23 protein-coding genes are annotated in these 26578 nt (G+C 66.6%); 16 read left to right on the forward strand and 7 right to left on the reverse strand.

The features are described from left to right. The first annotated feature begins 99 nt into the window (after positions 1-99). The 4 genes from dnaE to nrdR all read left to right on the forward strand — a co-directional run bounded on the left by dnaE (position 100) and on the right by nrdR (position 6103). On the forward strand, positions 100-3609 hold the full coding sequence (gene dnaE, locus DMB86_RS09260; protein ID WP_236783366.1) for a DNA polymerase III subunit alpha: 3510 nt from the start codon (positions 100-102) through the stop codon (positions 3607-3609). Positions 3610-3611: 2 nt separating this feature from the next. Beyond that, positions 3612-4118, forward strand: coding sequence for a hypothetical protein (locus DMB86_RS09265; RefSeq protein WP_113717509.1), 507 nt, complete (start codon positions 3612-3614; stop codon positions 4116-4118). Between the two features lie 9 nt (positions 4119-4127). After that, positions 4128-5537: a histidinol dehydrogenase gene (gene hisD / locus DMB86_RS09270; protein WP_418202313.1), complete on the forward strand. Its 1410-nt coding sequence runs from the start codon at positions 4128-4130 to the stop codon at positions 5535-5537. Positions 5538-5626: 89 nt separating this feature from the next. Next, the gene (gene nrdR, locus DMB86_RS09275; protein ID WP_113717510.1) at positions 5627-6103 is read left to right on the forward strand and encodes a transcriptional regulator NrdR; all 477 of its coding nucleotides are present in this window, start codon (positions 5627-5629) and stop codon (positions 6101-6103) included. Positions 6104-6165: 62 nt separating this feature from the next. On the opposite strand, the gene ppgK is transcribed toward nrdR, so the two are convergent. Continuing rightward, positions 6166-6960 (reverse strand): polyphosphate--glucose phosphotransferase, encoded by a 795-nt coding sequence (gene ppgK / locus DMB86_RS09280; RefSeq protein WP_113717511.1) that lies wholly within the window; start codon positions 6958-6960, stop codon positions 6166-6168. 65 nt (positions 6961-7025) lie between these two features. Continuing rightward, complete coding sequence (map, locus tag DMB86_RS09285) at positions 7026-7904, reverse strand: type I methionyl aminopeptidase (protein WP_113717512.1); 879 nt, start codon at positions 7902-7904, stop codon at positions 7026-7028. Between the two features lie 83 nt (positions 7905-7987). Between map and DMB86_RS09290 the strand changes: the two genes are divergently transcribed. Together DMB86_RS09290 and DMB86_RS09295 are read left to right on the forward strand one after the other, a co-directional pair. Beyond that, positions 7988-8152, forward strand: coding sequence for an SPOR domain-containing protein (locus DMB86_RS09290; protein WP_113717513.1), 165 nt, complete (start codon positions 7988-7990; stop codon positions 8150-8152). A gap of 7 nt (positions 8153-8159) precedes the next feature. After that, a complete protein-coding gene (locus DMB86_RS09295) occupies positions 8160-9194 on the forward strand; it encodes an SGNH/GDSL hydrolase family protein (protein ID WP_113717514.1) in 1035 nt (344 codons plus the stop codon). 69 nt (positions 9195-9263) lie between these two features. Here DMB86_RS09295 and panB read toward each other — a convergent pair whose 3' ends face one another. Continuing rightward, complete coding sequence (gene panB / locus DMB86_RS09300; protein ID WP_113717515.1) at positions 9264-10151, reverse strand: 3-methyl-2-oxobutanoate hydroxymethyltransferase; 888 nt, start codon at positions 10149-10151, stop codon at positions 9264-9266. A 164-nt stretch (positions 10152-10315) separates the two neighbouring features. On the opposite strand from panB, the gene glnA (DMB86_RS09305) reads away from it, so the two are divergent. The 8 genes from glnA (DMB86_RS09305) to DMB86_RS09340 all read left to right on the forward strand — a co-directional run bounded on the left by glnA (DMB86_RS09305) (position 10316) and on the right by DMB86_RS09340 (position 19732). Further along, on the forward strand, positions 10316-11656 hold the full coding sequence (glnA, locus tag DMB86_RS09305; protein ID WP_113719450.1) for a type I glutamate--ammonia ligase: 1341 nt from the start codon (positions 10316-10318) through the stop codon (positions 11654-11656). 8 nt (positions 11657-11664) lie between these two features. Continuing rightward, positions 11665-14718 (forward strand): bifunctional [glutamine synthetase] adenylyltransferase/[glutamine synthetase]-adenylyl-L-tyrosine phosphorylase, encoded by a 3054-nt coding sequence (locus DMB86_RS09310; protein WP_113717516.1) that lies wholly within the window; start codon positions 11665-11667, stop codon positions 14716-14718. A 499-nt stretch (positions 14719-15217) separates the two neighbouring features. Next, a complete protein-coding gene (locus DMB86_RS09315; protein ID WP_113717517.1) occupies positions 15218-15490 on the forward strand; it encodes a hypothetical protein in 273 nt (90 codons plus the stop codon). A gap of 288 nt (positions 15491-15778) precedes the next feature. After that, positions 15779-15958 (forward strand): hypothetical protein, encoded by a 180-nt coding sequence (locus DMB86_RS09320; protein WP_113717518.1) that lies wholly within the window; start codon positions 15779-15781, stop codon positions 15956-15958. Positions 15959-16108: 150 nt separating this feature from the next. Beyond that, complete coding sequence (locus DMB86_RS09325) at positions 16109-17659, forward strand: amino acid ABC transporter substrate-binding protein/permease (protein WP_113717519.1); 1551 nt, start codon at positions 16109-16111, stop codon at positions 17657-17659. After that, positions 17656-18408, forward strand: a complete 753-nt coding sequence (locus DMB86_RS09330; RefSeq protein WP_113717520.1) for an amino acid ABC transporter ATP-binding protein — start codon at positions 17656-17658, stop codon at positions 18406-18408. Before DMB86_RS09325 ends, DMB86_RS09330 begins: the two co-directional genes overlap by 4 nt. Positions 18409-18498: 90 nt before the next feature. Beyond that, a complete protein-coding gene (locus DMB86_RS09335; RefSeq protein WP_113717521.1) occupies positions 18499-19410 on the forward strand; it encodes a glutaminase in 912 nt (303 codons plus the stop codon). A 121-nt stretch (positions 19411-19531) separates the two neighbouring features. Further along, positions 19532-19732, forward strand: coding sequence for an AsnC family protein (locus tag DMB86_RS09340; RefSeq protein ID WP_227878685.1), 201 nt, complete (start codon positions 19532-19534; stop codon positions 19730-19732). Between the two features lie 139 nt (positions 19733-19871). On the opposite strand, the gene glnA (DMB86_RS09345) is transcribed toward DMB86_RS09340, so the two are convergent. Further along, positions 19872-21296 carry a type I glutamate--ammonia ligase gene (glnA, locus tag DMB86_RS09345; RefSeq protein WP_113717523.1) on the reverse strand — a complete coding sequence of 475 codons (1425 nt, stop codon included), beginning with the start codon at positions 21294-21296 and terminating at the stop codon, positions 19872-19874. A gap of 182 nt (positions 21297-21478) precedes the next feature. Here glnA (DMB86_RS09345) and DMB86_RS09350 point away from each other — a divergent pair, with 182 nt between their 5' ends. Beyond that, positions 21479-21916, forward strand: a complete 438-nt coding sequence (locus DMB86_RS09350; RefSeq protein WP_113717524.1) for an RDD family protein — start codon at positions 21479-21481, stop codon at positions 21914-21916. Between the two features lie 171 nt (positions 21917-22087). Here the strand turns inward: DMB86_RS09350 and DMB86_RS09355 are convergent, their stop codons facing one another. From DMB86_RS09355 to lipB, 3 genes are all read right to left on the reverse strand, one after another. Next, positions 22088-22858: a DUF4191 domain-containing protein gene (locus DMB86_RS09355; RefSeq protein ID WP_113717525.1), complete on the reverse strand. Its 771-nt coding sequence runs from the start codon at positions 22856-22858 to the stop codon at positions 22088-22090. A 104-nt stretch (positions 22859-22962) separates the two neighbouring features. After that, the gene (gene lipA, locus DMB86_RS09360; protein ID WP_113717526.1) at positions 22963-23979 is read right to left on the reverse strand and encodes a lipoyl synthase; all 1017 of its coding nucleotides are present in this window, start codon (positions 23977-23979) and stop codon (positions 22963-22965) included. Then, on the reverse strand, positions 23976-24701 hold the full coding sequence (lipB, locus tag DMB86_RS09365) for a lipoyl(octanoyl) transferase LipB (RefSeq protein ID WP_113717527.1): 726 nt from the start codon (positions 24699-24701) through the stop codon (positions 23976-23978). Before lipB ends, lipA begins: the two co-directional genes overlap by 4 nt. A gap of 115 nt (positions 24702-24816) precedes the next feature. Between lipB and DMB86_RS09370 the strand changes: the two genes are divergently transcribed. After that, the gene (locus DMB86_RS09370) at positions 24817-26574 is read left to right on the forward strand and encodes a serine/threonine protein kinase (protein WP_113717528.1); all 1758 of its coding nucleotides are present in this window, start codon (positions 24817-24819) and stop codon (positions 26572-26574) included. The last annotated feature ends 4 nt before the right edge of the window (positions 26575-26578 follow it).

The following is a 26578-nucleotide window of genomic DNA, read 5'->3' on the forward strand; positions in this document are numbered from 1 at the left end:
CATTGCCCGCTGCGCTCACCTTTTCACACGTAGGATGGTGGGGTGGCTAGCTCATCGACTGACAGTTTTGTCCATCTTCACACGCACACCGAATATTCGATGCTTGACGGGGCCGCCCGCCTGACGGAGCTGTTTGAGGAGACCAACCGGCTGGGCATGCCCGCGCTGGCCACCACCGACCACGGCTACCTGTTTGGCGCATTCGACTTCTGGAAGAAGGCCACGGACGCAGGCGTGCGCCCCATCATCGGGGTCGAGGCCTACGTCACCCCAGGCACGGCACGCACGGACAAGACCCGCGTCAAGTGGCGCAGCGATGAAAGCCAGCGCGGCGACGACGTCTCCGGCGGCGGCGCCTACACCCACATGACGCTGCTCAGCTACAACAACCAGGGCATGCGGAACCTTTTCCGGGCCTCTTCGCTGGCCTCGCTCGATTCCGTCTTTGGCAAGTACCCGAGGCTGGACCGTGAGCTGCTCAACGAGTACCACCCCGGCCTGATCGCCACCACCGGCTGCCCGTCGGGGGAGGTGCAGACCAAGCTCCGCCTGGGACTGTACAACGAGGCGAGGGCGGCCGCCGCAGAGTTCCAGGACATCTTCGGCGCGGAAAACTACTTCTGTGAGCTCATGGACCACGGGCTGGACATCGAACGGCGCGTGACGAAGGACCTGCTGCGGCTGGCCAAGGACCTGAACATCCCACTCGTCGCCACCAACGACCTGCACTACACGCACGAACACGACGCCAAGGCCCACGAGGCCCTGCTGGCGCTCCAGTCCGGATCCACCCTGCTGGAGCCCACCTACGACCAGGGCGGGTCCCGCTTCGCGTTCAACGGCAGCGGCTACTACCTGAAGTCGCCGGCAGAAATGCGGGCCCTCTTCTCCGAACTTCCCGAAGCCTGCGACAACACGCTGCTGATCGCCGAGCGCTGCGAGGTCTCCTTCAACACCGACGCAAACTACATGCCGAAGTTCCCCTGCCCGCCCGGGGACGACGAGACGTCCTGGCTCGTCAAGGAGGTCGATGCGGGTCTAAAGTACCGCTACCCGGCGGGCATCCCGGACGACGTCCGCGCCCGCGCCGACTATGAGCTGGACGTCATCATCAAGATGGGGTTCCCGGGCTACTTCCTGGTGGTGGCCGACTTCATCAACTGGTCCAAGGACCACGGCATCCGCGTGGGGCCGGGCCGTGGCTCCGGCGCAGGGTCCATGGTGGCCTACGCCATGCGCATCACCGACCTGGACCCGCTCCGGCACGGGCTGATCTTTGAGCGGTTCCTGAACCCTGAACGCGTCTCCATGCCCGACTTTGACGTGGACTTCGATGACCGGCGCCGCCACGAGGTCATCAAGTACGTGACCGAAAAGTACGGCGACGAGCGCGTGGCCATGATTGTCACCTACGGCAGCATCAAGTCCAAGCAGGCGCTGAAGGACTCCTCCCGCGTGCTGGGCTACCCCTTCAGCATGGGGGAGCAGCTGACCAAGGCGCTGCCGCCGGCCGTCATGGCCAAGGACATCCCGCTCCACGACATTGAGGATGCCAAGTCCAAGCGCTACGGCGAGGCGGGAGACTTCCGCCAGCTGCTGCAGACGGACCCCGAGGCAGCCAAGGTGTTTGAAACGGCCAAGGGGCTGGAGGGGCTCAAGCGCCAATGGGGCGTCCACGCCGCCGGCGTCATCATGTCCTCCGATCCCATCATCGACGTCATCCCGATCATGCGCCGTTTCCAGGACGGGCAGGTCATCACGCAGTTCGACTACCCGACGGCCGAGGGCCTGGGCCTGATCAAGATGGACTTTCTGGGGTTGCGAAACCTCACGATCATCACGGACGCGCTGGAAAACATCAAGGCCAACCAGGACGTCGACCTGGACCTGGAAAATTTGGAACTCGACGACCACGAGTCCTACGAGCTGATGGCCCGCGGCGACACGCTGGGAGTGTTCCAGCTCGACGGCGGCCCCATGCGCGGGCTGCTCAAGCTCATGCGCCCGGACAACTTCGAGGACATCTCCGCCGTCCTGGCCCTGTACCGGCCGGGCCCGATGGGCGCCGACTCGCACACCAACTATGCGCTGCGCAAGAACGGCCTGCAGCCGATCACCCCCATCCACCCGGAGCTTGAGGAGCCGCTGGCCGAGATCCTTGGCGGCACCTACGGGCTGATCGTGTACCAGGAGCAGGTGATGTCCATTGCCCAGAAGCTGGCCGGCTACTCGCTGGGCCGCGCCGACATCCTGCGCCGCGCCATGGGCAAGAAGAAAAAGTCCGAACTGGACAAGCAGTACGCCGGCTTCCACCAGGGCATGCTCGACAACGGCTACTCCGACGCCGCCGTCACCACCCTGTGGGACATCCTGCTGCCGTTCTCCGACTACGCCTTCAACAAGGCCCACTCGGCCGCCTACGGGGTCGTCAGTTACTGGACCGCGTACCTGAAGGCGCACTATCCGGCCGAATACATGGCCGCGCTGCTCACCAGCGTCGGCGATGACAAGGACAAGTCGGCCATGTACCTGAACGAGTGCCGCCACATGGGCATCACCGTCCTCGCCCCGGACGTCAACGAATCGGCGTTGAACTTCACCCCGGTGGGCAGGGACATCCGCTTCGGCATGGGCGCCATCCGCAACGTCGGATCCAACGTGGTGAACGCACTCGTGGAATCCCGCCGTGAAAAGGGCAACTTTGAGAGTTTTTCCGACTTTCTCATGAAGGTCCCGGCTGTGGTGTGCAACAAGCGCACCATTGAATCCCTGATCAAGGCCGGGGCCTTCGATTCCCTGGGACATCCGCGCCGCGCCCTGGCCATGATCCACGAAGAAGCCATCGATTCCGTCATCACGCTCAAGCGCAACGAGGCCGTGGGCCAGTTCGACCTCTTCGCCGGGCTCGGCGGTGACGAGGAACCCGAATCCGCGCTGGTCACTGACATCCCCGACCTGCCCGAGTGGGAGAAAAAGGACAAGCTCGCCTTTGAGCGTGACATGCTCGGCCTGTACGTCTCCGACCACCCGCTGCAGGGCCTGGAAGGGATCCTGAGCCAAAACGCGGACATGTCCATCACGCAGGTGATCTCCGACGACGGCCCCGCCGACGGGCACATCATCACCATCTCGGGCATGATCACCAGCCTGCAGAGGCGCATCGCGAAGACCAGCGGCAATCCCTACGCCCGCTGTGAAGTCGAGGACCTGGGCGGTTCCGTGGAGGTCATGTTCTTTGGCCAGGTCTACGGGCCGATTGCCACCATCCTCGCCGAGGACCTGATTGTGGTGATCAAGGGGCGCCTGCAAAAGCGCGACGACGGCGCCATCACCCTCAATGCCATGGAACTTTCGGTGCCGGACCTCAGCGAGGGCATGACCGGCCCGCTGGTGATCCACATGCCCGAGCACAAGGCCACCGAGCCGGTGCTGCTGGCACTGAAGGACGTCCTGGGCACCCACCGCGGAAACACCGAGGTCAAGATGCACCTCAGCGGCACACGGAGCGTGAAAGTCATGAAGCTGCCGCTTCACCACCGGGTCAACCCGACCCCCGCACTCTTTGGCGACCTCAAGGTCCTGCTGGGTCCGGCATGTCTGGAGGGCTGAGCATGACGGGCGTGCACAGCACCCGCCGGACCACGGCGGCCGCCCCGGCCGGCTGGCTGCGCTGGCTCGGCCTGTCCGCCGCCGGCGGCGTGGCGGCCGGAATCGCGTGGTGGCTCGCGGCCCCGGGCGGCGCGTTTTATGGACAGGGCAAGGACTACACCGTCTGGGTGGCCCGCGACCTGGTGCTCGCGGGCCTGATGGTGCTGGGCGGGCTCACCGCCGCGGCCCTGCTGATCCGCTGGGCTGCCCGCCACGGCTCCGGCGCCAAGGTGCGGCTCGTGGCCGTGCTGGCCGGCGGGCTGCTGGGCTCGGTGTTGGCCTGGCGCACGGGGGTTTTTGCCGGGGACCTGTTCCAGACCCCGCCGGACAACATGCCCAGCCCCAGCATCGTGTTTTCCCTCCGTTCGCCCTCGGTGCTGCTGCTGTGGCCGCTGGCGACCTCCGTGGCGGTGTTCATTTACGCCTTCCTCGCCTACACATTTGTGCCCCCGCCCCGCCCCGGCCGCTAAACTTGCCGTGTGAGCAACCCTGATACCCCCGTTTCCACCCAGCCCCCAGCCGTCACGGCACCAGAGCCGGAAACGGCTGGACACTTCACGTTTGCGCGCATTGACCTGCGGGGGCGTCGGCTGACACTCGCCGAACTCAAGCACGCCGTTCCCCGCACGGCCGCCACCACGCTCACCACGGCCGAGGAGGCCGTCGCCGGCATCATTGCCGGCGTCCGTTCCCGCGGCTTTGCCGCCCTGGCCGAGCTGGCCGAGAAGTTCGACGGCGTCGCCCAGGACCACCCCCGGGTTCCGGCCGAGGCGCTGGCCAAAGCCCTGGAAGGGCTCGACCCCACGGTGCGGGCCGCGCTGGAGGAGTCCATCGCCCGTGCCACGGCGTTCGCCTCCGCCCAACTCCCGGCCGACGTCGAACTGCCCGTCGCCAACGGCGCCGTGATCTCCCAGCGCTGGATCCCGGTACGCCGCGTTGGCCTGTACGTGCCGGGCGGGCTGGCGGCCTACCCGTCGTCGGTCATCATGAACGTGGTTCCCGCCCTGGCCGCGGGCGTAGGTTCCGTGGCCCTGGCGTCACCGCCGCAAAAGGAATTCGGTGGCCTGCCGGACCTGACGGTCCTGGCAGCCGCGGCCCTGCTCGGCATTGAGGAGGTCTACGCGTTGGGCGGGGCCCAGGCCATTGCCGCCTTCGCTTACGGTATCCCGGCGGGCACCACCGCACGGGGGGACGGCGCCGCCCTGGAACCCGTCGACGTCGTCACCGGTCCCGGCAACATTTTCGTGGCTACCGCAAAAAGGCTTGTCAAGGGTGTGGTGGGCATTGATTCCGAGGCCGGGGCCACGGAGATCGCCATCTTGGCGGACCACACCGCCAACCCCGTCTTCGTCGCGGCCGACCTCATCAGCCAGGCCGAGCACGACCCCAACGCGGCCTCGGTCCTGGTAACCACCTCAACCGGGCTGGCCGACGCCGTCGACCGTGAACTGGCGGCCCAGGTGGCCGGTACCGGGCACCGGGAGCGTGTGCAAACGGCGCTCTCCGGCCCGCAGTCCGGCGTCGTGCTGGTGGACGACCTCGCACAGGGGGTGGCCGTGTGCAACGCATATGCGGCCGAACACCTCGAGGTTGTGACCGAAAACGCGGTCGATGTCGCAGCCCGGATCACCAACGCCGGCGCCGTCTTCGTGGGCGACTACAGCCCCGTGAGCCTTGGCGACTACTGCGCCGGCTCCAACCACGTGCTGCCCACCGGCGGCACGGCGGCCTTTTCCTCCGGGCTGAACGTGACCACGTTCCTGCGTGCCGTCCAGGTGATCAACTACGACAAGGCGGCCCTGCGGCAGGTCGCCGGGCACGTGGTGGCCCTGGCCCGGGCCGAGGGCCTGCCCGCCCACGGCGATGCCGTCACCGCCCGCTTCGCATAAGCGCCAACCACTACATGTAGTAATTACGTGATTGTAATTCCGGCACATGTAGTCATAGACTGACACCAACTGTTCCTGAAGGGAGCTGGATGTACTGCCCGTTCTGCCGTAATCCCGACTCGCGCGTGGTTGACTCGCGACTGGCCGACGACGGCTCCTCCATCCGCCGCCGGCGCCAGTGCACCGAATGCGGCCGGCGTTTCAGCACGGTGGAAACGGCCAGCCTGTCAGTGACCAAGCGCTCCGGCGTCGCGGAGCCCTTCAGCCGCAGCAAGGTCATCAGCGGCGTGCGGAAGGCCTGCCAGGGCCGCCCCGTCACGGACGACGACCTCGCCATGCTGGCGCAGGAGGTCGAGGAATCCATCCGGGCCAGCGGGGCCGCCGAAATTGACGCCAACGACGTCGGACTGGCCATCCTGGCGCCCCTGCAGCGCCTCGACTTGGTCGCCTACCTCCGCTTTGCCAGTGTCTACCAGGCCTTCGAATCCCTGGACGACTTTGAAAAGTCCATCAAGGAATTGCGGGAGGCGTACCCGGGCGGCAGCGCGGCCCCGCGCAGCGACTAGGTCCGCAGGTCCTGGCGTCCCCCTGGGCCGCTGCGGCAGTTCCGCCGCCGGCGCTGATCTGCCTACTTGGTGATCTTGAAGTGCACGGCCGCCTGCAGGGCGCCACCCACAATGCCGGCGTTGTTCGCCAGCTCCGCCGGGATGATCTTCGTACGCAGCGACAGTGCCGGCAGGTAGTCCTCGCTCCGCTTGGAAATCCCGCCGCCGATGATGAACAACTCGGGGGAGAACAGGAATTCCACATGGGAGAAGTACCGCTGCAGGCGGACGGCGTATTCAGCCCAGGTCAGCCCGTCACGTTCCCGGGCGCTGGCTGAGGCCTTGGATTCGGCGTCGAACCCGTCGATTTCCAGGTGGCCCAGCTCGGCGTTCGGGATGAGCTTGCCGTCATGGATGAATGCCGATCCGATGCCCGTGCCGAGCGTGATGACCAGCACCGTGCCCTTGACGCCCTTGCCGGCGCCGTAACGTGCCTCGGCGAGGCCGGCCGCGTCGGCGTCGTTCATGACCTGGACGTCGCGGCCCAGCTCCTGCGTGAAGATCTTGTCGACATCGGCGTCAATCCAGGACTTGTCCACGTTGGCGGCGGAGCGGGCGATGCCGTGGCTGATGATCGCGGGGAAGGTGATGCCCACCGGCGCGTCGTCGTCCGGGGCGTGCTTGCGGGTCATGAGTTCGTCGACGATCTCCTTGACCACCTTGGCCACCGCCTGCGGGGTGGACGGCTGCGGGGTGTCGATCCGGTACCGTTCGCCCAACATCTCACCGCTGCCCAGGTCGACGATCCCGCCCTTGATGCCGGTGCCGCCAATGTCAATCCCGATGACAGTCTGCGTGGACGGGTGCTTCTTGGACATGCAGGGCTCCAGACGTGAAAGTGGCAAAGGCTTGCCGCGGAAAAGTTTAGGGCAGGGTCAAAAGTTTAGGGCAGGGTCAAAACTTCGGCACCCGTGGCGGTGACCACCATGGTGTGCTCAAACTGGGCGGTGCGCTTGCGGTCCCGGGTGACAACCGTCCAGTCGTCCGCCCACATGTCCCATTCGACCCCGCCCAGTGTCAGCATGGGTTCGATGGTAAACACCATGCCCTCCCGGAGGACGGTGTTGTAGGCGGGCGCGGCGTCATAATGCGGAATAATCAGGCCCGTGTGGAAGGACTCGCCCACGCCGTGGCCGGTGAAGTCCCGGACCACGCCGTAGCCAAAGCGTTTGGCGTACGCGGAAATGGTGCGCCCGATGACATTGATTTCTCGTCCCGGCGCCACTGCCCGGATGGCCCGGTTCAAGGATTCCTGGGTCCGTTCGACCAGCAGGCGCGATTCTTCGTCGACGTCGCCGACGGTGAAGGTCCAGTTCGTGTCGCCGTGGACGCCGTTTTTGTAGGCCGTGATGTCAATGTTGATGATGTCCCCGTCCTGTACAACGGTGCTGTCCGGGATGCCGTGGCAGATGACCTCGTTGAGGGAGGAACACAGCGACTTGGGAAAGCCGCGGTACCCGAGCGTGGAAGGGTAGGCCTGATGGTCCACCAGGAATTCGTGGCCGATGCGGTCCAGCTCGTCCGTGGTGACGCCGGGGACGATGTGTTTTCCAACTTCCACGATGGCCTGCGCGGCAATCTTCGAGGAGATGCGGATCCGCTCCAGCGTTTCGGCGTCCTTGACCTCGGAGCCCGTGAACGGCGCGGGGCCGGCCTTGCCCACATATTCGGGACGGGGGATGGACGCGGGGACCCGCAGCTGCGCGCTGACCGTCCCGGGAACCAGTGTGCCAAGTGGTGCTGAAGTTGCGGTGGAAGACATGGAACCATCCTATAAGTTTTGCTGCACCGGCGTGGTGGCGGGGCCTATGATGGCAACAACCGCCCCGGGCCGATGGAGGAAAAATGCCGCAGTATTGGTACAACGTCAACACGCACCAGGTCGAGCAGGATGCGCAGTCCGGGTGGAAGGAACTGATCGGGCCCTACAACACGCGGGAGGAGGCCGAGGCCGCCCTGGCCAAGGTCCACGAGCGCAACGAAAACTGGGAAGCCCAGGAAGACGACTGAGGCCGCCGTGCAGGGGAACCACCGGCGGTCGGCGCGGGACGGGCACCTGCCCTCCCGTTCCGGGCCTGAAACGCGCGTTCCCCACCCGGCCTGGACCTTCGCCGCCGTCGCAGGGGGCGCCGCGGCCGGCCTTGGCGTCCTGACGGTGCTGGAGGGACTCCTGGCTTATGGACGGCTGGCACCGCGGGAACCGTTGGATACCGTGCCGGCGACCGGATATTTCGGCCGCCACGACGGTCAGGAGCCCCTGCGGCTGGTCATCCTGGGGGACTCGCTTGCCGTGGGTTACGGCGCCGGGGTGCCGGAGGGCTCCGTTGGCTACATGCTTGCCGACGGGCTGGCCGGGGTCACCGACAGGCCGGTGGTGCTGGAGAATTTCGCCTTCATCGGTGCCACGTCCGAGGATCTGCGTGTGCAGATGGAGGCACTGGACGTCCGTGACCTGAAGCCGGACGTGACCGTCATCATCGTTGGCGGCAATGACGTCCTGCACCTGCGCAACATCAGCCGGTCGCTGGACGCCCTTGCCGGGACGGTCCGCGCGCTGCGGAGCCGCGGCAGCGAAGTGGTGCTCGCTTCCTGCCCGGACCTGGGCACGGTGCCGGTGTTCCTTCAGCCGCTGCGCTTTGGTGCGCACTGGGTGAGCAGGATGCTGGCCACCGGGCAGACCATCGTGGTGTTGCGCAATGGCGGACGGACCGTTTCCCTGGCGGACCTGTTGGGACCGATCTTCCGGCGCCACCGAAAAGAAATGTTCTTCACCGACCACCTGCACCCCTCCGTCCACGGGTATGCGGAGGCGGCGAGGGTCATGCTGCCCAGCGTGGTTGCCGCCGCCGGGTACAGCACCGGCAATCTCGCCGGTGTTCCGCACCGGGTCTATCAAAAGGGACGACGGCGGCCGCTGGCCTGGTTTGCGTTCCGGGCTTCGCGCCACTCGGGAACGGAAGTGAGCATGGTGTCCGGCAGGCGGGGGCACGGCATCGCCGTCCGGCGCCTCGTGGTGCGGCACCGGCAGGGCGAGGACCCGCAGCCCGCCTGATGGCGGCCCACGGGGCCGGGCGGCCCTGCCGCCCGGGGGACGGGCCGGGGCGGGGCGGGATGGCCGGATTTAGAAGGTGTGCTCCGGGCCGGGGAACGCGCCGGTGCGCACCTCGTCGCCGTAGGCTTTGGCGGCGTCGGAGAGAATGGTGCGCAGCTGCGCGTACTGCTTGACGAACTTGGCCATCTTGCCGGTGCGCAGCCCGGCCATGTCCTGCCAGACCAGGACCTGGCCGGTGGTGGTGTTGCCGGCGCCAATGCCAACGGTCGGCACGGCCACCGCGGCGTCCACGGCGGCGGCCGTGGCGGCCGGGACCATTTCCATGAGCACGCAAAACGCGCCCGCCTCAGCCAGGGCGACGGCGTCGTCCACCATGGCCTGGGCTGCATCCCCGCGCCCCTGCACGCGGTAGCCGCCCAACATGTGCTCGCTTTGCGGCGTGAAGCCGATGTGTGCCATGACCGGGACGCCGGCCTGGGTCAGCGCCCGGACCGTGGGGGCGTAGTAGGCGCCGCCCTCCATTTTCACCGCGTGCACCAGCCCCTCCTTCATGAGGCGCACGGAGGAGGCGATCGCCTGCTCGGGGGACTGTTCGTAACTGCCGAAAGGCAGGTCCGCCACCACCAGGGCGCGCTTGGCCCCGTTCGTGACGGCACGGGAGAAGATGATCATCTCATCGAGCGTGATGGGCAGGGAGGTCTCGTTGCCCAGGACGTTGTTGGAGGCGGAGTCGCCCACCAGCAGCACCTCGATCCCGGCTTCGTCAAAGATCTGGGCGGTGTACTGGTCGTAGGCGGTCAGCATGGCAAACTTTTGGCCGTTGAGCTTCGCCGCCTGCAGGTGGTGGGTGCGGACGCGGGACGCGGTGGCGGGGAGGGCGGACCCATACGGCGCTGCCACCTCCGCGGCGGCGGGCGCGGCGGGAACGGCAGGGCCGGGGGTGCTTGGTGAAGGCATGCCTAGAGCTTATTACGACTCGGTGCGCAATTTCGTCCCTGGCGACCGGAAGGGCTGAGTAGAGTATGAATAGAGGGCCCCGGGCGGTGGCGCCAGCCAAGGTTGCCGGGATCCTGCGCAAGGTCGAGCCATCCGCGGTGAGTGAAGAGGAAGTGAGGTCCGCAGTGGACCGTCAGCAGGAATTTGTGTTGCGCACCATCGAGGAACGCGACGTCCGGTTTGTCCGGCTCTGGTTCACCGACGTCGTGGGCTCCCTGAAGTCTGTAGCGCTCGCCCCGGCCGAGGTCGAGGGCGCCTTTACCGAGGGACTGGGCTTTGACGGGTCGAGCATTGAGGGCCTCTCACGCGTGTTCGAATCCGACATGCTGGCACAGCCGGATCCTTCCACCTTCCAGATCCTGCCCTGGCGCGGGACCACCGAACAAACCTCCCGCATGTTTTGCGACGTTCTCACGCCCGACGGCGAACCCTCCACCGCAGATCCCCGCAACGTCCTCAAGCGGACCCTGGCCAAAGCGGCGGATATGGGCTTCACCTGCTACACGCACCCCGAGATCGAGTTTTACCTCCTCAAAAGCGACAGGCCGGGCCCGGACGGCATCCCCATTCCGGTGGACCAGGCCGGATACTTCGACCACGTCCCCGGCGGCGTTGCCCAAGACTTCCGCCGGACGGCGGTCACCATGCTCGAGGATGTGGGCATTTCGGTGGAGTTCAGCCACCACGAGGGCGGTCCCGGCCAAAACGAGATTGACCTGCGCTACGCCGACGCGTTGGCGACCGCGGACAACATCATGACGTTCCGCACCGTGATCCGTGAGGTCGCCATCCAGCAGGGCACCTATGCCACGTTCATGCCCAAGCCGTTCTCCGATCACCCCGGTTCAGGCATGCACACGCATTTCTCCCTGTTTGAAGGCGACACCAACGCGTTCCACGAGCCGGGCGCCGAATTCCAGCTTTCCAAGACCGCCCGCCAGTTCATGGCCGGCATCCTGCGTCACGCGCCGGAATTCACCGCCGTGACGAACCAGTTCGTCAACTCCTACAAGCGCCTGTGGGGCGGGGGAGAAGCGCCCAGCTACGTGTCCTGGGGCCACAACAACCGCTCGGCCCTGATGCGCGTGCCACTCTACAAGCCCGGGAAGGGACAGGCATCGCGGCTGGAGTACCGGGGGATCGACTCCGCCGCCAACCCTTACCTGGCCTACGCCGTGCTGCTCGGTGCCGGGTTGAAGGGCATCGAGGAAGGCTATGAACTCCCGCCCGCCGCCGTGGAGGATGTCAGCGCCCTGACCACCGCCGAGCGCCGCGCGCTGGGACACCACCCCCTGCCCTCGAGCCTGCACGACGCCGTCCGCCAGATGGAAGAGTCCGAGCTCATGCCCGAGATCCTGGGCGAGCAGGTCTTTGACCACTTCCTACGGAACAAGCGCGACGAATGGCAGGATTACCGCCTTCAGGTCACGCCCTATGAAATCAACCGCTACCTGGGGGTGCTCTAGGGCCGCCCATGAGTTCCCTGACCCGCACCCTGATCACACTCGGGTTCTCCGACCTTGAAAAATGTGAGAGGTTCCTGGGGTTCCGGGAGCTGGCCGGACTCGACCGGGAGGAACTCCTCAGGTCGCTGGGAAGCGCCAATGATCCAGACCTGGCCCTTCAGTCGCTGGTCCGCCTCCTCAGTGCCGTCCCCGCGGCGTACGGCAAGCTCACCACCGCGGATCCTGAAACAGGCCGGACGGTCCCCAACGAGGCCCTGTTCCGGCTGCTCGGGGCTTCCGAGGCCCTCGCCGAGTTCCTGATCCGCCACCCCGAGCACATCGACGTCGTGGATGCTCCGAGGTCCCCGGAACCCGTCGCGGTGCCGCACGCCGCGCTGCGGCAGTCGATGCTCCTGGCGGTGCGGGCCGACCCGGCCGCGGAAATGCCTGTCGCCCGGCTGGCCGGCACGGAGGCACGGGTGGCGCTGCGCACCCAATACCGGCGCCATCTGGCTGACCTGGCCATCCGGGACCTCTGCGCCGCGTCGCCACAGGATGCCATGCCGATGGTGGGCGCCGAACTGGCGGACCTGGCCGCGGCGGCGCTGGATGCCGCCCTGTCCGTGGCCCGTGCCGAGGTTGCCGGGCAATTTCCACGCGCGGACGTCGCCGCCCTGAGGCTTGCCGTCATCGGCATGGGCAAATGCGGCGCGCGGGAGCTGAACTACATCTCCGACGTCGATGTGATGTACGTCATCGATGATGCCGGCGACGGGCCGGACGACGCCGGCAGGCTGGACGAGGCACGCGCCGTCACCGTGGGGAGTGCGCTGGCAGCGGCCGTGTCAAAGGCAATTTACGCCCCCGAGCGCGAGCCGGGCCTGTGGGAAGTGGACGCCAACCTTCGCCCGGAGGGAAGGGACGGCCCGCTGGTCCGCACGCTGGGGTCGTACCTGTTCTACTACCAGCGCTGGGCCAGCGACTGGGAATTCCAGGCCCTGCTCAAGGCCCGCGCCATCGCGGGGGACAGGGCACTGGGGGAACGCTTCGAACGCGCCGTGGCCCCGCTGATCTGGACCTCCTCGGAGCGCGAGGGCTTCGTGGCGTCCGTGCAGGGCATGCGCCGGCGGGTCACGGCCAACATTCGCGATTCGGAAGCCGGCCGCCAGATCAAGCTGGGCAAGGGCGGGCTGCGCGACGTGGAATTCACTGTCCAGCTGCTGCAGCTGGTCCACGCCAAGAATGACCCCTCCCTGCAGGTGCGCGCCACCACGGCCGCCATCCACGCCCTCATGAGGGCCGGATACATCGGCCGGAGCGATGCCGCCCACCTGGACGCGGCGTACCGCTACCTGCGGGTCCTGGAGCACCGGATCCAGCTGGTCCACATGCGCCGGACCCACCTGGTGCCCACCGCCCCGGACCAGCTGCGTGCCCTGGCCCGGGCGGTCACAGGGCCCATGAACCTCAAGCGGCCCAGCGCCGAATCCCTGCTGGCCGACTGGGGCAAGGTCAAGCGGCAGGTGCAAGCGCTGCACGAGCTCATTTTTTACCGGCCCATCCTGGCGTCGGCCGCCCACTTGAGCGCCGCGGACGCCGCCCTGACAACGGACGCCGCCCGTGCGCGCCTGGCCGCGCTGGGCTACCGGGACGCGGCCGGCGCCCAGCGGCACATCGAGGCGCTGACGGCCGGCGTGAGCCGCCGTGCGGCCCTCCAGCGCCAGCTGCTGCCGGTCCTGCTGGGCTGGCTGGCCGACGGCGTGGACCCCGACGCCGGACTCCTCGCCTTCCGCCGGGTGAGCGAGGCGCTGGGAACCTCCCACTGGTACCTGGGAATGCTGCGGGACCACCAGGCGGCGGCCGAACGGCTGTGCCACGTCCTCTCCAGTTCCCGTCTGGTGACCGACCTGCTGGAGGTGTCCCCGGAGGCCACAGCCTGGTTTGGCAACGACAAGGAATTGCGGCCCCTGGCGTTCGACGCGCAATGGGCCGAGATCCAGTCCAAAATGTCCCGCCATCCGGCCCCGTCCGACGCCATCCGGCTGATCCGCCTGATCCGGCAGCGCGAGATCCTGCGGACCGCCGTCGCTGACTGTTCGGGACTCCTCACCCAGGACCAGGTCTCCGACGCGCTCAGCGATGCCGACCGCGCGGCGGTGCTCGGTGCGCTGCTGGTGGCCGAGGCCGACGTCCAAGGCGGCGGCCCCCCGCTTGCCCGCGTGCTGGTCGTCGCCATGGGCCGGCAGGGCGGCAGGGAGATCGGCTACGGATCCGACGCCGACGTCCTGTTCGTGCACCGGGCAGTGGAAGGCGCCGACGAAGGGGAAGCCCAGGCCCAGGCCCAGGCGGTCGTAGCGAAGTTGACGTCCATGCTCACCCAGCCCGTGCGGCCGGCCATCATGGCCGAACGCGTGTTGAGCATAGATGCGGATCTGCGCCCGGAGGGCAAGAGCGGACCGCTGGTGCGTTCCCTTGAGGCATACCGCGAGTACTACGCCCGGTGGTCGTCCCCGTGGGAGGCTCAGGCGCTGCTCCGGGCGCTGCCCATGGCCGGAAGCGACGAGCTGGCCGCGGACTTCATCGACATGGTGAACCCGGTCAGGTACCCGGCAGCCGTGGGCGGGGCGGAACTGCGGGAGATCAAGCGCATCAAGGCGCGCATGGAATCGGAGCGGCTGCCCCGCGGCGCCGATCCCGCCCGGCACGTGAAGCTGGGCCGCGGAGGCTTGAGCGACGTTGAATGGCTGGTCCAGCTGTGGCAGTTGCAAAACGCCCACGCTGAACCGTCGCTGCGGACCACGCGGACAGTTCCTGCACTCCACGCCGCGCATGCACTGGGGCTGGTCGACGGCGAGGACGCGTCCGTGCTGGAGGCGGCGTGGCGCCTGGCCGGTAAAATCCGCAACGCCAACGTGATGTGGACCGGCAAGTCCTCCGACCTGCTGCCGTCCGCCCGCGGCGACCTGGAAGCCGTGGCCCGCTGGTGCGGGTACGAGCCCGGAAATGCGGCTGTCTTTGAGGAGGACTACCTGGGGCTCACCCGGCGCGCGCGGGCAGTCTTTGAACGCCTGTTTTACGGATAGCCGGGCAGCTCGTCGTGGCCAGCTACGCGTGGCCAATCAACACTGCCCCCGTCACCGGCCCGCGCCGCACTGGCGGCTGAAAACGCGCACCGCCAATTAACTTCTGACAATGGTGGACAATTTGGGCCGGGGTAGATGACACTGGAGTTGACAAGCGCATTCTCATAAGAATTATGCCTGCAAGGCTGTTCCCACCTGGGGGAGGGACTTGGGGCCATCCGGCCTGTCGTAAGCACCATGATTCGAAAGGGTTTTCCATGCAGAGCAGTCAACCCAAGACACACTCACGGATCGGCAGGGTTGCCGCATTGGGTGCACTATTTACCGCTATTGCCATGCTGTTCGGTTTTGGCGGGGCCTCAGCCGCCACAGCCCCACAGGGTGCCTTGACCGGACCGCACTCAGAAGTTGCCACGGCCTCCGCTGCCCCGCAGGGCCAGTGGATCTGGCCGTATTCGGCTTCTGATTCGACGGCTCCGACCACGACGCTGGCTGGGCAGTGGATCTGGCCGTATTCGGCTCCGACCACGACGCTGGCTGGGCAGTGGATCTGGCCGTATTCGGCTCCGACCACGACGCTGGCTGGGCAGTGGATCTGGCCGTATTCGGCTCCGACCACGACGCTGGCTGGGCAGTGGATCTGGCCGTATTCGGCTCCGACCACGACGCTGGCTGGGCAGTGGATCTGGCCGTATTCGGCTCCGACCCGACCACGACGCTGGCTGGGCAGTGGATCTGGCCGTATTCGGCTCCGACCACGACCCTGGCCTGACGAACCCCACGGCCCCGGGCAATGCCTGACGGGGCTTGGCGGGAATCAGGGACGGCAAATAGCGTGGTTGTCCGGTTGTCCGGGCAGCCACGCTATTGCTTTGACAAACGCGTACAGGTGGCAACCTCACAGTTTTGCCGCCTGTTTTTTGTTCGCGGCGCTGACCGGAGGAGCCTCGGCCCACACTATCGTGTTAAATACACCGGCTGGGCACGGCCGGCCGCACCGCCAGTCCCGCGCATCCGCGGACGGGCGGGAGTCCAACCAGGAGTCAAGGGAGACCCCGCCATGCCGCAGTCGCTGACCACCGCAAGTCCGCGCACCCCCTACGCCGGCCCGCACGACGCCCCGCCGGCAAACGTGCCGCCCGCCTCCGGCACCGCATCGACGTCCGGGCCGGGCGGCGTCCATGGCATGGTCGCCTGCGACCGCGAATGCCCCTACTGCTGGGGCCCGGAAACCGACTGACCACCGCGCTCTGCACCGTTTCGCATAGAATCTATCCCTGACACCTGCACTGAGGGCCACCCCTGGCCTTCAAGTGCAGTTTTTGCTGTGCCCTCGGCGGATGTCCCGGCATCCCCGCAACGCGCCGCGCATGCCCCACGAAAACGAAGGATGGTTTCGAAGATCTTGAACACTTACCGGTTGGCCACCAGACGCGGAAGGGCTGCGCTCGGCGCCGCACTGACCGTCCTGGCCCTGTTCCTGGGCGTTGCCTCAGCCTCCGCCGCCGTGCTCCCGGCGCCCGCACCCGCCGTCCTCCCGGCGACTGCACCCGCGGCTGCGCCCATGGCTCCCGCCCCCGCAGCCGCGGCAGACGCCAAGGGCAAGACCTTTGCCGTCGCCACGGACACCACATTCGCCCCGTTTGAGTTCCGCAACGGCAGCGGCGACCTGGTCGGCATCGACATGGACCTGTTGCGGGCCATCGCCGACAACCAGGGGTTCAAGGTTGACATCAAGTCCCTCGGATTCGACGCGGCCCTGCAGGCCCTGCAGTCCAACCAGGTGCAGGGCGTCATTGCCGGCATGTCCATCACGGACAAGCGCAAGCTCATCTTTGACTTCTCCGATCCGTACTTCGATTCCGGCGTGCAGATGGCCGTCGCCAAGAGCAACGACGCCGTCAAGACCTATGCGGACCTCAAGGGCAAGTCGGTTTCCGTCAAGCGCGGCAGCGAAGGCGAATCCTTCGCCAACTCCATCAAGGCCAAGTACGGCTTCACCGTCAAGGCACTGGCGGACTCCGCCACCATGTACGACGACGTCAAGGCCGGCAACTCCGTGGCCGTCTTTGACGACTACCCCGTCCTCGCCTACGGCGTCAGCCAAAACAACGGGCTGAAGATTGTCACACCCAAGGAGCAGGGAAGCTCCTACGGCTTCGCCGTCAACAAGGGACAGAATGCGGATCTTCTCGCCGCGTTCGACAAGGGCCTGGCCAACCTGAAGGCCAGCGGCGAATACCAAAAGATCCTCGACAAGTACCTTGCCGCGCCTGAAACCGCCAAGCAGACCAGCTTCTTCCAGCTGCTGGCGAACAGCTTCCCGGCGCTCATGAAGGGCCTGGGCATGACGCTGCTGGCCACGGCGCTGTCTCTGGTCATCGCCCTGGTGCTGGGCATCGTCTTCGGCTTCTTCAAGGTGGGCGAAAACAGGATCCTGCGCGTCGTTGCCAGCATCTACGTGGAGATCTTCCGCGGCACACCGCTGCTCGTCCAGGCCTTCTTCTTCTACTTTGGCCTGCCGCAGCTGACCGGTCAGCCGCTGAACGTGCTGACCGCCGGGGTGATCACCCTGAGCCTGAACGCCGGTGCCTACATGACGGAAATTGTCCGCGGCGGCATCCAGTCGGTGGATGGCGGACAGCTGGAGGCCAGCCGCAGCCTGGGACTGAGCTACGTCACCTCCATGCGCCGCGTGGTGGTGCCGCAGGCCATCAAGATCATGACGCCGTCGTTCATCAACCAGTTCGTCATCACCTTGAAGGACACCTCCCTCCTGGCAGTCATCGGCTTCGCGGAACTGACCTACCAGGGCCAGCAAATCTACGCGTCCAACTTCCGCACCGGTGAGACGCTGTTGATTGTGGCAGCCCTGTACTTCATCGTGATCTTCATCTTGACCCAGTTTTCCAACGTCCTGGACAGGAAGTTCAACAAATGACCGCCACCACCATCGACAAGACGGCAAAGATCAGTGTCCGGGACCTGAAAAAGTCCTTCGGCACGAATGAAGTCCTCAAGGGCCTTGACGTGGACGTGGCCGAGGGTGAAGTGGTGTGCGTGATCGGCCCGTCGGGATCCGGCAAGTCCACGTTCCTGCGCTGTCTTAACAAGCTCGAGGACATCACGGGCGGCACCGTCTCGGTGGACGGGTTCGACCTCACCGACCCCAAGGTGGACCTGAACGCGGTGCGCCAGCACATTGGCATGGTCTTCCAGCACTTCAACCTGTTCCCGCACATGAGCGTCATCCAAAACATCATGCTGGCCCCCGTGGAGCTGAAGAAGTTGGACAAGGCCGGTGCCCGCGCCAAGGGCATGGAACTGTTGAAGCGCGTGGGGCTCGCCGAAAAGGCCGACGCGCGCCCGGCATCGCTCTCCGGCGGGCAGAAGCAGCGCGTCGCCATTGCCCGCGCCCTGGCCATGAATCCGGGCATCATGCTCTTTGACGAGGCCACCAGCGCCCTTGACCCCGAAATGGTGGGGGAGGTGCTCCAGGTGATCCGCGACCTCGCGGCCGAGGGCATGACCATGGTGGTGGTCACGCACGAGATGGGCTTCGCCCGCGAGGTGGCCGACCGTGTCATCTTCATGGACGCCGGCGTCATCTGCGAGGAGGGCACGCCCGAGGCCATCTTCTCCCACGCGGAGCAGCCGCGTCTGCAGGACTTCCTGGCCAAGGTCCTCTAGCGCGCTCCCCAACGGCGGCCGGCTGCTTGGCCGGCCGCCCTTATCCTTCCGCGCCTTCGACGGCGGCACAACAGTGAAAGCGGGCAGCTCATGGACCTACAGGGCATTGTGGACGACATCGTCCACGAGGTCCGGCCCCTGCTGGGTGAAGGCGCCGTGGCGTCCTACATCCCCGGACTGGGCAGCGTTCCTGCGGACAACTTCGGCATGTGCGTGGCCATGTCCGACGGACCCGTCCACGGCTCCGGACAGTGGCAGGAGCCGTTCTCGATCCAAAGCATCTCCAAGGTGTTCTCGCTCGCCCTGGTCATGTCCTACGACTACGACTCCATCTGGAGGCGGGTGTTTCGCGAACCGTCAGGTACGCCCTTCAACTCCATGCTGCAGCTGGAGGCGGACAACGGGATCCCGCGCAACCCGTTCATTAACGCGGGCGCCATCGTGGTCACGGACCGGCTCCTGACGCTGACGGGCGACGCCGCCCGCTCCGTCCGCGGCCTGCTGCGCAAGGAGTCGGGCAACCCGTCGGTCGACTTCGACGACGCCGTGGCCGCCTCCGAGGCGCAGCACGGGCACCGCAATTCAGCCATGGCGCACCTTTTGGCCAGCTACGGCAACCTGGAGAACCCGGTGGAGCTGGTGCTGGAAAACTACTTCAACCAGTGCGCGTTGAGAATGTCCTGCGAGGACCTGGCCCTGGCCTCCCGTTTCCTGGCCCGCCATGGCGTTTCTTCCGGCGGCACGCCTTTCCTCAGCCCGAACCAGAGCAGGCGCGTCAACGCCGTCATGCTTACCTGCGGCACGTACGACGCGGCCGGCGAATTTGCCTACCGCGTCGGCCTTCCCGGCAAGAGCGGCGTGGGCGGGGGCATTGTGGCCATTGTTCCCGGACGCTGCGCCGTCGCTGTCTGGGGGCCCGCCCTGGGTCCCAACGGGAACTCCGTGGCAGGCATCGCCGCCCTGGACGCCTTCACCACGCGCACTGGCTGGTCCATTTTCTGACCCCGGCGGCACCGGTAGCGGCAGGCTCGGGACCGCAGCGGGTCAGGTTCCACCCGTTCGTCAATAAAGGTTGACCCTCGCCTCCGCTGTCAACTAATGTTGACATGTGGAGGTGGTGACAGTGAAAACACTGCTGGGCAACATGGACGGCAAGGGGCCGGCGGAGGCGCTTGGCGCAGTCGCCGAGGCGCGCAGGCAGCTTGCCCGGACGGAGTCCGAAATGGTGGCCCGTGCGCGGTCGGCGGGCCTGTCCTGGGAGGCCATCGCCCTCTGCCTGGGCGTCAGCAAGCAGGCCGTCCACAAAAAGTACGGCAAGCGGTAGGGGAGTGACGGGCTGCGTCGGCGCCGCCGTCGTGCCTTAAACAACGACGGCGTGCCATGCCGGAGGGGACGTATGAAGGTCACACGCCCCGCCGGCATTGGCACGCCGTCGAAGGGCAGCCAGCGGCAGCTAGGGCTGGCTAGCAGCCGTAGTAGAGCTCAAACTCGTAGGGGTTTGGGCGCAGCTGCAGGGGCTTGATCTCGTATTCGCGCTTGTATTCGATCCAGGTGTCGATAAGGTCCTGGGTGAACACGCCGCCGGCCTGCAGGAACTCGTTGTCGTTCTCCAAGGCGGTGAGGGCCTCCTCGAGCGACTCCGGGGCCTTGGGGATGTCCTTGGCTTCTTCCGGGGGCAGCTCGTACAGGTCCTTGTCGATGGGAGCCGGGGGTTCGATCCGGTTCTTGATGCCGTCAAGGCCGGCCATCAGCTGGGCGGAGAACGCCAGGTACGGATTGGAGGAAGGATCCGGCGCGCGGAACTCGAGGCGCTTGGCCTTCGGGTTGGAACCGGTGATCGGGATGCGGATGCCGGCGGAGCGGTTGCCCTGTGAATACACCATGTTGACTGGCGCCTCAAAGCCCTTGACCAGGCGGCGGTAGGAATTCACCGTCGGGTTTGTGAACGCGAGCACCGCCGAGGAGTGCTTGAGCAGGCCGCCAATGTACCAGCGGGCCAGGTCGGAAAGGCCGGCATAACCCTTCTCGTCGTAGAACAGCGGTGCGCCGTTGCTCCACAGCGACTGGTGGCAGTGCATTCCGGAGCCGTTGTCGCCAAAGACGGGCTTGGGCATGAACGTCACCGACTTGCCCCAGGCCCAGGCCGTGTTCTTGATGACGTACTTGAACTTTTGCAGGTCGTCCGCGGAGTGCACCAGCGTGTTGAAGGTGTAGTTGATCTCGGCCTGTCCCGGCGCGCCGACCTCGTGGTGGGATCGCTCAACGGCCAGGCCGGCGTTGTCCAGTTCGATACACATGGCGTCGCGGAGGTCGGCCTGGTGGTCGATGGGTGCCACGGGGAAGTAGCCGCCCTTGACGGGGGTCTTGTAGCCGAGGTTGCCTCCCTCTTCCTTCCGGCCCGTGTTCCAGTTGGCCTCTTCGGAATCGATCTTGTAAAAGGAGCCCTGTGGAGAGGATTCGTACTGGACGTTGTCGAAGACAAAGAATTCGGCTTCGGCGCCGAAGAAGGCGGTGTCGGCGATGCCGGTGGACGCCAGATACGCCTCGGCCTTTTCGGCCACGCCGCGGGGGTCGCGGTGGTACGGGTCTCCGGTTCGCGGGTTCACGATGGAAAAGTTCAGTGCCAGGGTCTTCTCCAGGCGGAACGTATCCACAAAGGCGGTCGTGGGGTCCGGGATGAGCTGCATGTCGGATTCGGCGATGCCCTGAAAACCGCGGATGGAGGAGCCGTCGAACAGCTGGCCGTGGACAAAGAAGTCGAGGTCCACCGTCTTTGCGGGCACATTGAAGTGCTGCTGGACACCGGGCAGGTCGGTGAATCGGATGTCGATGAATTTCACATCTTCGTCCTTGATGAACTGGAGGACTTCTTCCGCGTTCTTGAACATCTACGCTCCTTGGCGTTCTGGATTCCGGTCGAACGGGTTCGACCATGGGTGCTGTACGCAACTGACAAAAGACTATGTCGATGCCGTTACTCAAGGGTGTCGGAAATGTTTCCGGCACGTTACAACCACCCCGGCGGGCAACCCGTGAGTACACCGGCGCTCACCACCGGTAGGCTGGAGGGGTGGTAGATCGTAAAGACATCGGGTCCTGGCTCAGCGGGCCGGACACTTCCAATATATCCAAATACCCGGGCGAACGCTTGGGCCTGCCCGAATCCGGGCGCGGCTCCATGGCCCGCGCCGGGCGGCGGATACTCGCGATCTGCCTTGACTGGGGCCTGTGCTACCTGATTGCGGCGGCATTTTTCCACACCAACTCCATGGCCATCCTGGGCATTTTCGCCGTTGAACAAATGGTTCTCGTGGGGACCCTCGGCTATAGCGTGGGCCACAGGATCGCGGGCATCGCCGTCCAGAGGCTCGACGGCGCCCCTGCCGGCCTGCTGGCCGGCGTGGTCCGCACAGTGCTCCTGTGCCTTCTCATTCCGGCCGTCATCGCCGACGCCGACCAACGCGGCCTGCACGACCGCGCGATGAAAACGATCCTGGTCCGGCGCTGACGGATTCCCTTATTGCCGCCAGCGTGGATTCTCTGCGGGGGCGGGGCTGAAGGATTGCGGCGTGGCCCGGCCCTCGCTTCGTCCCAGGCTGTGGAATGCAGGAAGGCCCGTCCTGGCGTCCGGATGGACGCGGGAACGGGCCTTCCTGCCGGAGCGTGACGCGGCGCCTTCCTACCGGCCGCGTGCTGCCTTGCGGTCGGGGCGAGCCTTGTAGGGGTCGATGCCCTTGGGGATGGGCAGCTTGTTGCCCATGGAGGAGATGCGCTTGTTGACGGCCCCGACCTCGACCTTGGTCAGTTCGCCCTTGAGCTTGTTCATCTTCTTCGTCAACTTGGCAATGGGCACCTGGCCGTCGCCCTTGCCGGTCTCTATCACCGTGATGGCGACGTTGGGCAGAATGCGGGTCAGGCGGCGTCGTTCGGCATCCACCAGGCCCTTGACGCGCGTGGACGGACCTTCGGTGACCAGAACGATGCCTGCCTTACCGATGGCGCGGAACACCACGTCCTGGGTGCGCGGGTTCACGGCGGCGGGCTGCTCGTCAAAGATCCAGCCCTTCTTCAGGGAGCTCAGGGCCGCGCCGGCGGCCCCGGGCTTGCCTTCAATCTGGGCATAGGCGGCTCGTTCGGCGCGGCGGGACATCAACAGGAGCGCGCCAAGCAGGCCCAGCGGGATGCCGATCAGCAGGCCGTTGATCCAGGAGTGCGGGGGAACCAGCAGGGACACGAGCAGCGCGACCAGGATCACGCCGAAGAAGATGCCCAGCATGAGCCAGGTGACCATGGGGTCGTGGCGGCGGGTCATCTTGAAGATGTCCACCATCTGCTTGAGGCGGCCGGGCTTCTTCTCCTTCTTCTTCGCACCGTCCTTCGGGGCGCGGTTGAAGAGTGAGCGCTTCGGCTTGTCGGCGGCGGCGTGTGCTGAGTCAGTGGATTTGGCCATAGTACGTCAATTCTAGCGGGTGTTGGGCATGTTCGGTGCGCAGAGGAACCGCCGGGCTGCCCGTGGGCGGACCGGCGGAATGCGGCTGGGAGAATGCGGGCGGGCTAGTGTGCGGCGATGAGGGAGGCGGCTTCCTGGCGGGTGTGTCCGGAGTCCTCGATGCCTTCGGCGATGTGGGCGAGGTGTTCGGGGATGTCGCGGCCCTTTTTGCGCATGGCCGTGGCCCACAGGCGCCCGGCCCGGTAGGAGGAACGCACCAGGGGGCCGGACATGACGCCCAGGAAACCGATCTCCTCGGCCTCTTCGGAGAGTTCCAGGAATTCCTGCGGCTTGACCCAGCGGTCCACGGGCAGGTGCCGTTCGGAGGGGCGCAGGTACTGGGTGATCGTGATCAGGTCGGTCCCGGCGTCGTGCAGGTCCTGCAGGGCGGTGGAGATTTCGGCCCGGGTCTCGCCCATGCCCAGGATCAGGTTGGACTTGGTGACCATCCCGTGGTCCCGGCCCTGGGTGAGGACGTCCAGGGAGCGGTCGTAGCGGAAGGCCGGGCGGATGCGCTTGAAGATCCGCGGGACGGTCTCCACGTTGTGGGCGAACACCTCCGGGGCGGAGTCGCAGATCGCCTTGATGTGCCCGGGCTTGCCGGAGAAGTCCGGGATGAGCAGCTCCACGCCCGTGTTCGGGTTCAGCTCGTGGATCTTGCGCACCGTTTCGGCGTAGAGCCACACGCCCTCATCGGCCAGGTCGTCGCGGGCCACCCCGGTCACGGTCGCGTAGCGCAGGTTCATCTGCACCACGGACCGGGCGACCTTGGTGGGCTCGAACCTGTCGATCGGGGAGGGCCTGCCCGTGTCGATCTGGCAGAAATCACAGCGGCGGGTGCATTCGGAGCCGCCGATGAGGAACGTGGCCTCCCGGTCCTCCCAGCACTCGAAGATGTTCGGGCAGCCGGCCTCCTCGCACACCGTGTGCAGGCCCTGGCCCTTGACCAGGTTCTTCATCGCAATGTACTCCGGGCCCATCTCGACCTTGGCCTTCATCCATTCCGGCTTGCGCTCCACCGGCACGGCCGCGTTGCGCTGCTCAATCCGCAACATCTTCCGACCCTCGGGTGCCAGCGTCACAGGAGTGCTCCTTCCGCCGGGCTGTGCTCAGGGGAGCCGGCTGCAGTTTTAAGTTCGGGAAGCGCCGGGGCCGGCTTGACGACAAGCGGGGCCAAAAGGCGGGTGGCCGCAGCCTTCAGGACGGGAACCAGGTCCGCGGGAGCGACGTCGACGCCGGTTTCGGCAGCAATGGTGGTGGTGCCGGCGTCGGTGATGCCGCAGGCGATGATCTGGGCGTAGGGCGCAAGGTCGTTGTTCGCGTTGATGGCGATGCCGTGCATGGTCACGCCCTCGTGGACCCGGATGCCGATGGCGGCGATCTTCCGGTCGGGGCCCAAGTCGTCGGCCGGCAGCCAAATGCCGGCCCGGCCGTGGACCCGGACGCCGGCCACGCCAAAGGCGGCCAGCGTTTCAATGATGATTTCTTCCAGCGTGGTGACATATTCGCGGATCCCATGGGCATCCTGCAGCTTCAGGATGGGGTAGGCGACCAGCTGGCCGGGGCCGTGCCATGTCAGCTTTCCGCCGCGGTCCACGTTGATGACCGGGGTGCCGTCGAAAGGACGTTCGTGATCTTCGGTGCGTTTTCCAGCCGTGTAGACAGCGGAATGTTCGAGCAGCAGCACCGTGTTTCCCGCAGTGCCGGCGACGACGGCGTCGTGAACGGTGCGTTGTTGGTCCCAGGCGCCGCTATAGTCGACAAAATCCGGGGCAAAACCGACCTCTGTGAACTCAACAGTCATGTACGCCAGTTTAGGGGACGAACGTACTTCGTCTAAATCGCCTAGAAACGCGGATGTGCTCCGTGCCTGTGGATAACTTTCGGCAAGGTTCGCGAAAAGGGACTATCACTGACCTATGGATGCAAACAGGGTCGAGGCGCGCCAGGGGCAGCCCCCTGTCCTGGACGGGTTCGATGCCGTGCGCCGGCTGGGCGGCGGCGCCCAGGCGGAGGTCTGGCTGGTCCGGCCGGTGGACGGGGGCGCGCCGTTGGCGGCCAAGTGCTTTGCTGCGGCCGGGGAAGGCCTCTCCGGGCTGACGGCGGCAACACGTCACAATGAAACGGAGATCACACAAGAGTGGCGGATCCTGGCCCATTATGACCACGAGCACTTGGTGCGCATGCACGGGCTGGTCCGGCTGGGTGGACCGTGGCAGGGAGGGTCGGCGCTGCTGATGGACTATGCAGCCGGAGGCTCCGTCCGGGACATGGTGGCGGCCCGCGGGCCGTTGTCCGTGGGCGAGTGCGTCACCGTCCTGACGCCGTTAGGAAAGGTGTTGTCATATCTGCACGGGCGCGGCGTGGTCCATGGGGACGTGGCACCCGGCAACGTGCTGCTGACCGCACTCGGAAAGCCTGTCCTGGGGGACCTCGGGCTTGCCCGTCTCGCGGTCCAGCCGCACGGACGCGATGCGGGCACGCCGGGCTTCTTCTGCCTGATGGACGACGTCGTGTCCCCGGCCTCCGACGTCTACGCGATGGCCGCCGTGGGCTGGTTTGCCCTGACGGGACACGCGCCGGCAGCCACCCGGGACAGGATGCCATTGGGCATGTATGCGCGCGAGGTGCCCGACGAACTCGCCGCCGCCCTCGAGGCGGGCCTTGCCGAGGACGCGGCCCAACGCCCGACCGCGGCCGAGCTGGCCCAGGCGGTCTTCCGCAGCGCCCGGGCCGAACCCCTGGCCCTGGCGCAATCGGTGCATCCGAGCGTGTTGCCGGAACTGCTCACCCGGCGCGACGTCCGCGCACCGGCGCAGGGGCTGTTCTGGCCGCTGCTGCGCAGGCGCAGGTTGCGCTTAGCCCGACCGGGACGCCGGCAGGGCCGTTCATGGCCGGGGGACCGGCGAAGCGGACAGCGGCGTGGCGGCGGGTCGGCCGGTGGGCACCTGGTGATGCCATACGTGGTGGCGGCGGCCGCCGTTGCCTTGGCCGGCGCGGGTTTCGCCGGGTGGCACGTGACGGCCGGAAGCGGGGCAGCCGCCGACTCCCGGTCGCCGGCGGCCGCATCAGCACCGGCCACCACGTCCGCCACGGCCGCGGTGGGCGGCGCTTCGGCCGCCGAGTCCGCCGAGCCTGCCGGCAAGCAGGCCGCAGCCGCGGGGAAGCGGCTGGCGGACTCGACTTCACGGAATGCGGCCGTGCTGGCGTCGCTGGGGCCGCAGGCCGTGAAGATTCCCGAGCAGGTCCGGGACGGTCTCATGTCGGACGCGCCGGAGACGGCCCTGGCGGCCCTGGGCTGGGTGCGGTCCTATGCCCTGTCCACTGCGGACCGTGGACTGTTGGAGACGGTGAATGCGGCGGGGTCCCCGGCCATGGCAGCCGACGCGAAGGTGGTCAGTGCGCTGGCCGGCGCGGGTCATTCGTTCACCGGGCTCGACACTACAATCTCCGGGGTTGCCGTCGCCAAGGAGCAGCTTGTCTCGGGTGGATCCGATGCCCCGTACGCCGCGGTCACGGTGTCGGCCACCGTCACGACAAGCGCCTTTGCGGAACAGGATGCCCGGGGCGCCGTGGTGTACGCCCAGCCGCGTGAACAGCAGCAGCGGCTCCTCATTGTCCTGGTCCAGGCCGGTTCGCGGTGGGTGGTCCAGCAGATACTTCCGGGCGGTGGCTAAGATA

The sequence above is a fragment of the Arthrobacter dokdonellae genome, from assembly GCF_003268655.1.
GTDB classification, from domain to species: domain Bacteria; phylum Actinomycetota; class Actinomycetes; order Actinomycetales; family Micrococcaceae; genus Specibacter; species Specibacter dokdonellae.

Coding starts and splice junctions, on each gene's coding strand:
- dnaE (WP_236783366.1), top strand. CDS start 100: ATGCTTGACGGGGCCGCCCGCCTGACGGAGCTGTTTGAGGAGACCAAC.
- DMB86_RS09265 (WP_113717509.1), top strand. CDS start 3,612: ATGACGGGCGTGCACAGCACCCGCCGGACCACGGCGGCCGCCCCGGCC.
- nrdR (WP_113717510.1), top strand. CDS start 5,627: ATGTACTGCCCGTTCTGCCGTAATCCCGACTCGCGCGTGGTTGACTCG.
- ppgK (WP_113717511.1), bottom strand. CDS start 6,960: ATGTCCAAGAAGCACCCGTCCACGCAGACTGTCATCGGGATTGACATT.
- map (WP_113717512.1), bottom strand. CDS start 7,904: ATGTCTTCCACCGCAACTTCAGCACCACTTGGCACACTGGTTCCCGGG.
- DMB86_RS09290 (WP_113717513.1), top strand. CDS start 7,988: ATGCCGCAGTATTGGTACAACGTCAACACGCACCAGGTCGAGCAGGAT.
- panB (WP_113717515.1), bottom strand. CDS start 10,151: ATGCCTTCACCAAGCACCCCCGGCCCTGCCGTTCCCGCCGCGCCCGCC.
- DMB86_RS09310 (WP_113717516.1), top strand. CDS start 11,665: ATGAGTTCCCTGACCCGCACCCTGATCACACTCGGGTTCTCCGACCTT.
- DMB86_RS09320 (WP_113717518.1), top strand. CDS start 15,779: ATGCCGCAGTCGCTGACCACCGCAAGTCCGCGCACCCCCTACGCCGGC.
- DMB86_RS09325 (WP_113717519.1), top strand. CDS start 16,109: ATGGTTTCGAAGATCTTGAACACTTACCGGTTGGCCACCAGACGCGGA.
- DMB86_RS09330 (WP_113717520.1), top strand. CDS start 17,656: ATGACCGCCACCACCATCGACAAGACGGCAAAGATCAGTGTCCGGGAC.
- DMB86_RS09335 (WP_113717521.1), top strand. CDS start 18,499: ATGGACCTACAGGGCATTGTGGACGACATCGTCCACGAGGTCCGGCCC.
- glnA (WP_113717523.1), bottom strand. CDS start 21,296: ATGTTCAAGAACGCGGAAGAAGTCCTCCAGTTCATCAAGGACGAAGAT.
- DMB86_RS09355 (WP_113717525.1), bottom strand. CDS start 22,858: ATGGCCAAATCCACTGACTCAGCACACGCCGCCGCCGACAAGCCGAAG.
- lipB (WP_113717527.1), bottom strand. CDS start 24,701: ATGACTGTTGAGTTCACAGAGGTCGGTTTTGCCCCGGATTTTGTCGAC.
- DMB86_RS09370 (WP_113717528.1), top strand. CDS start 24,817: ATGGATGCAAACAGGGTCGAGGCGCGCCAGGGGCAGCCCCCTGTCCTG.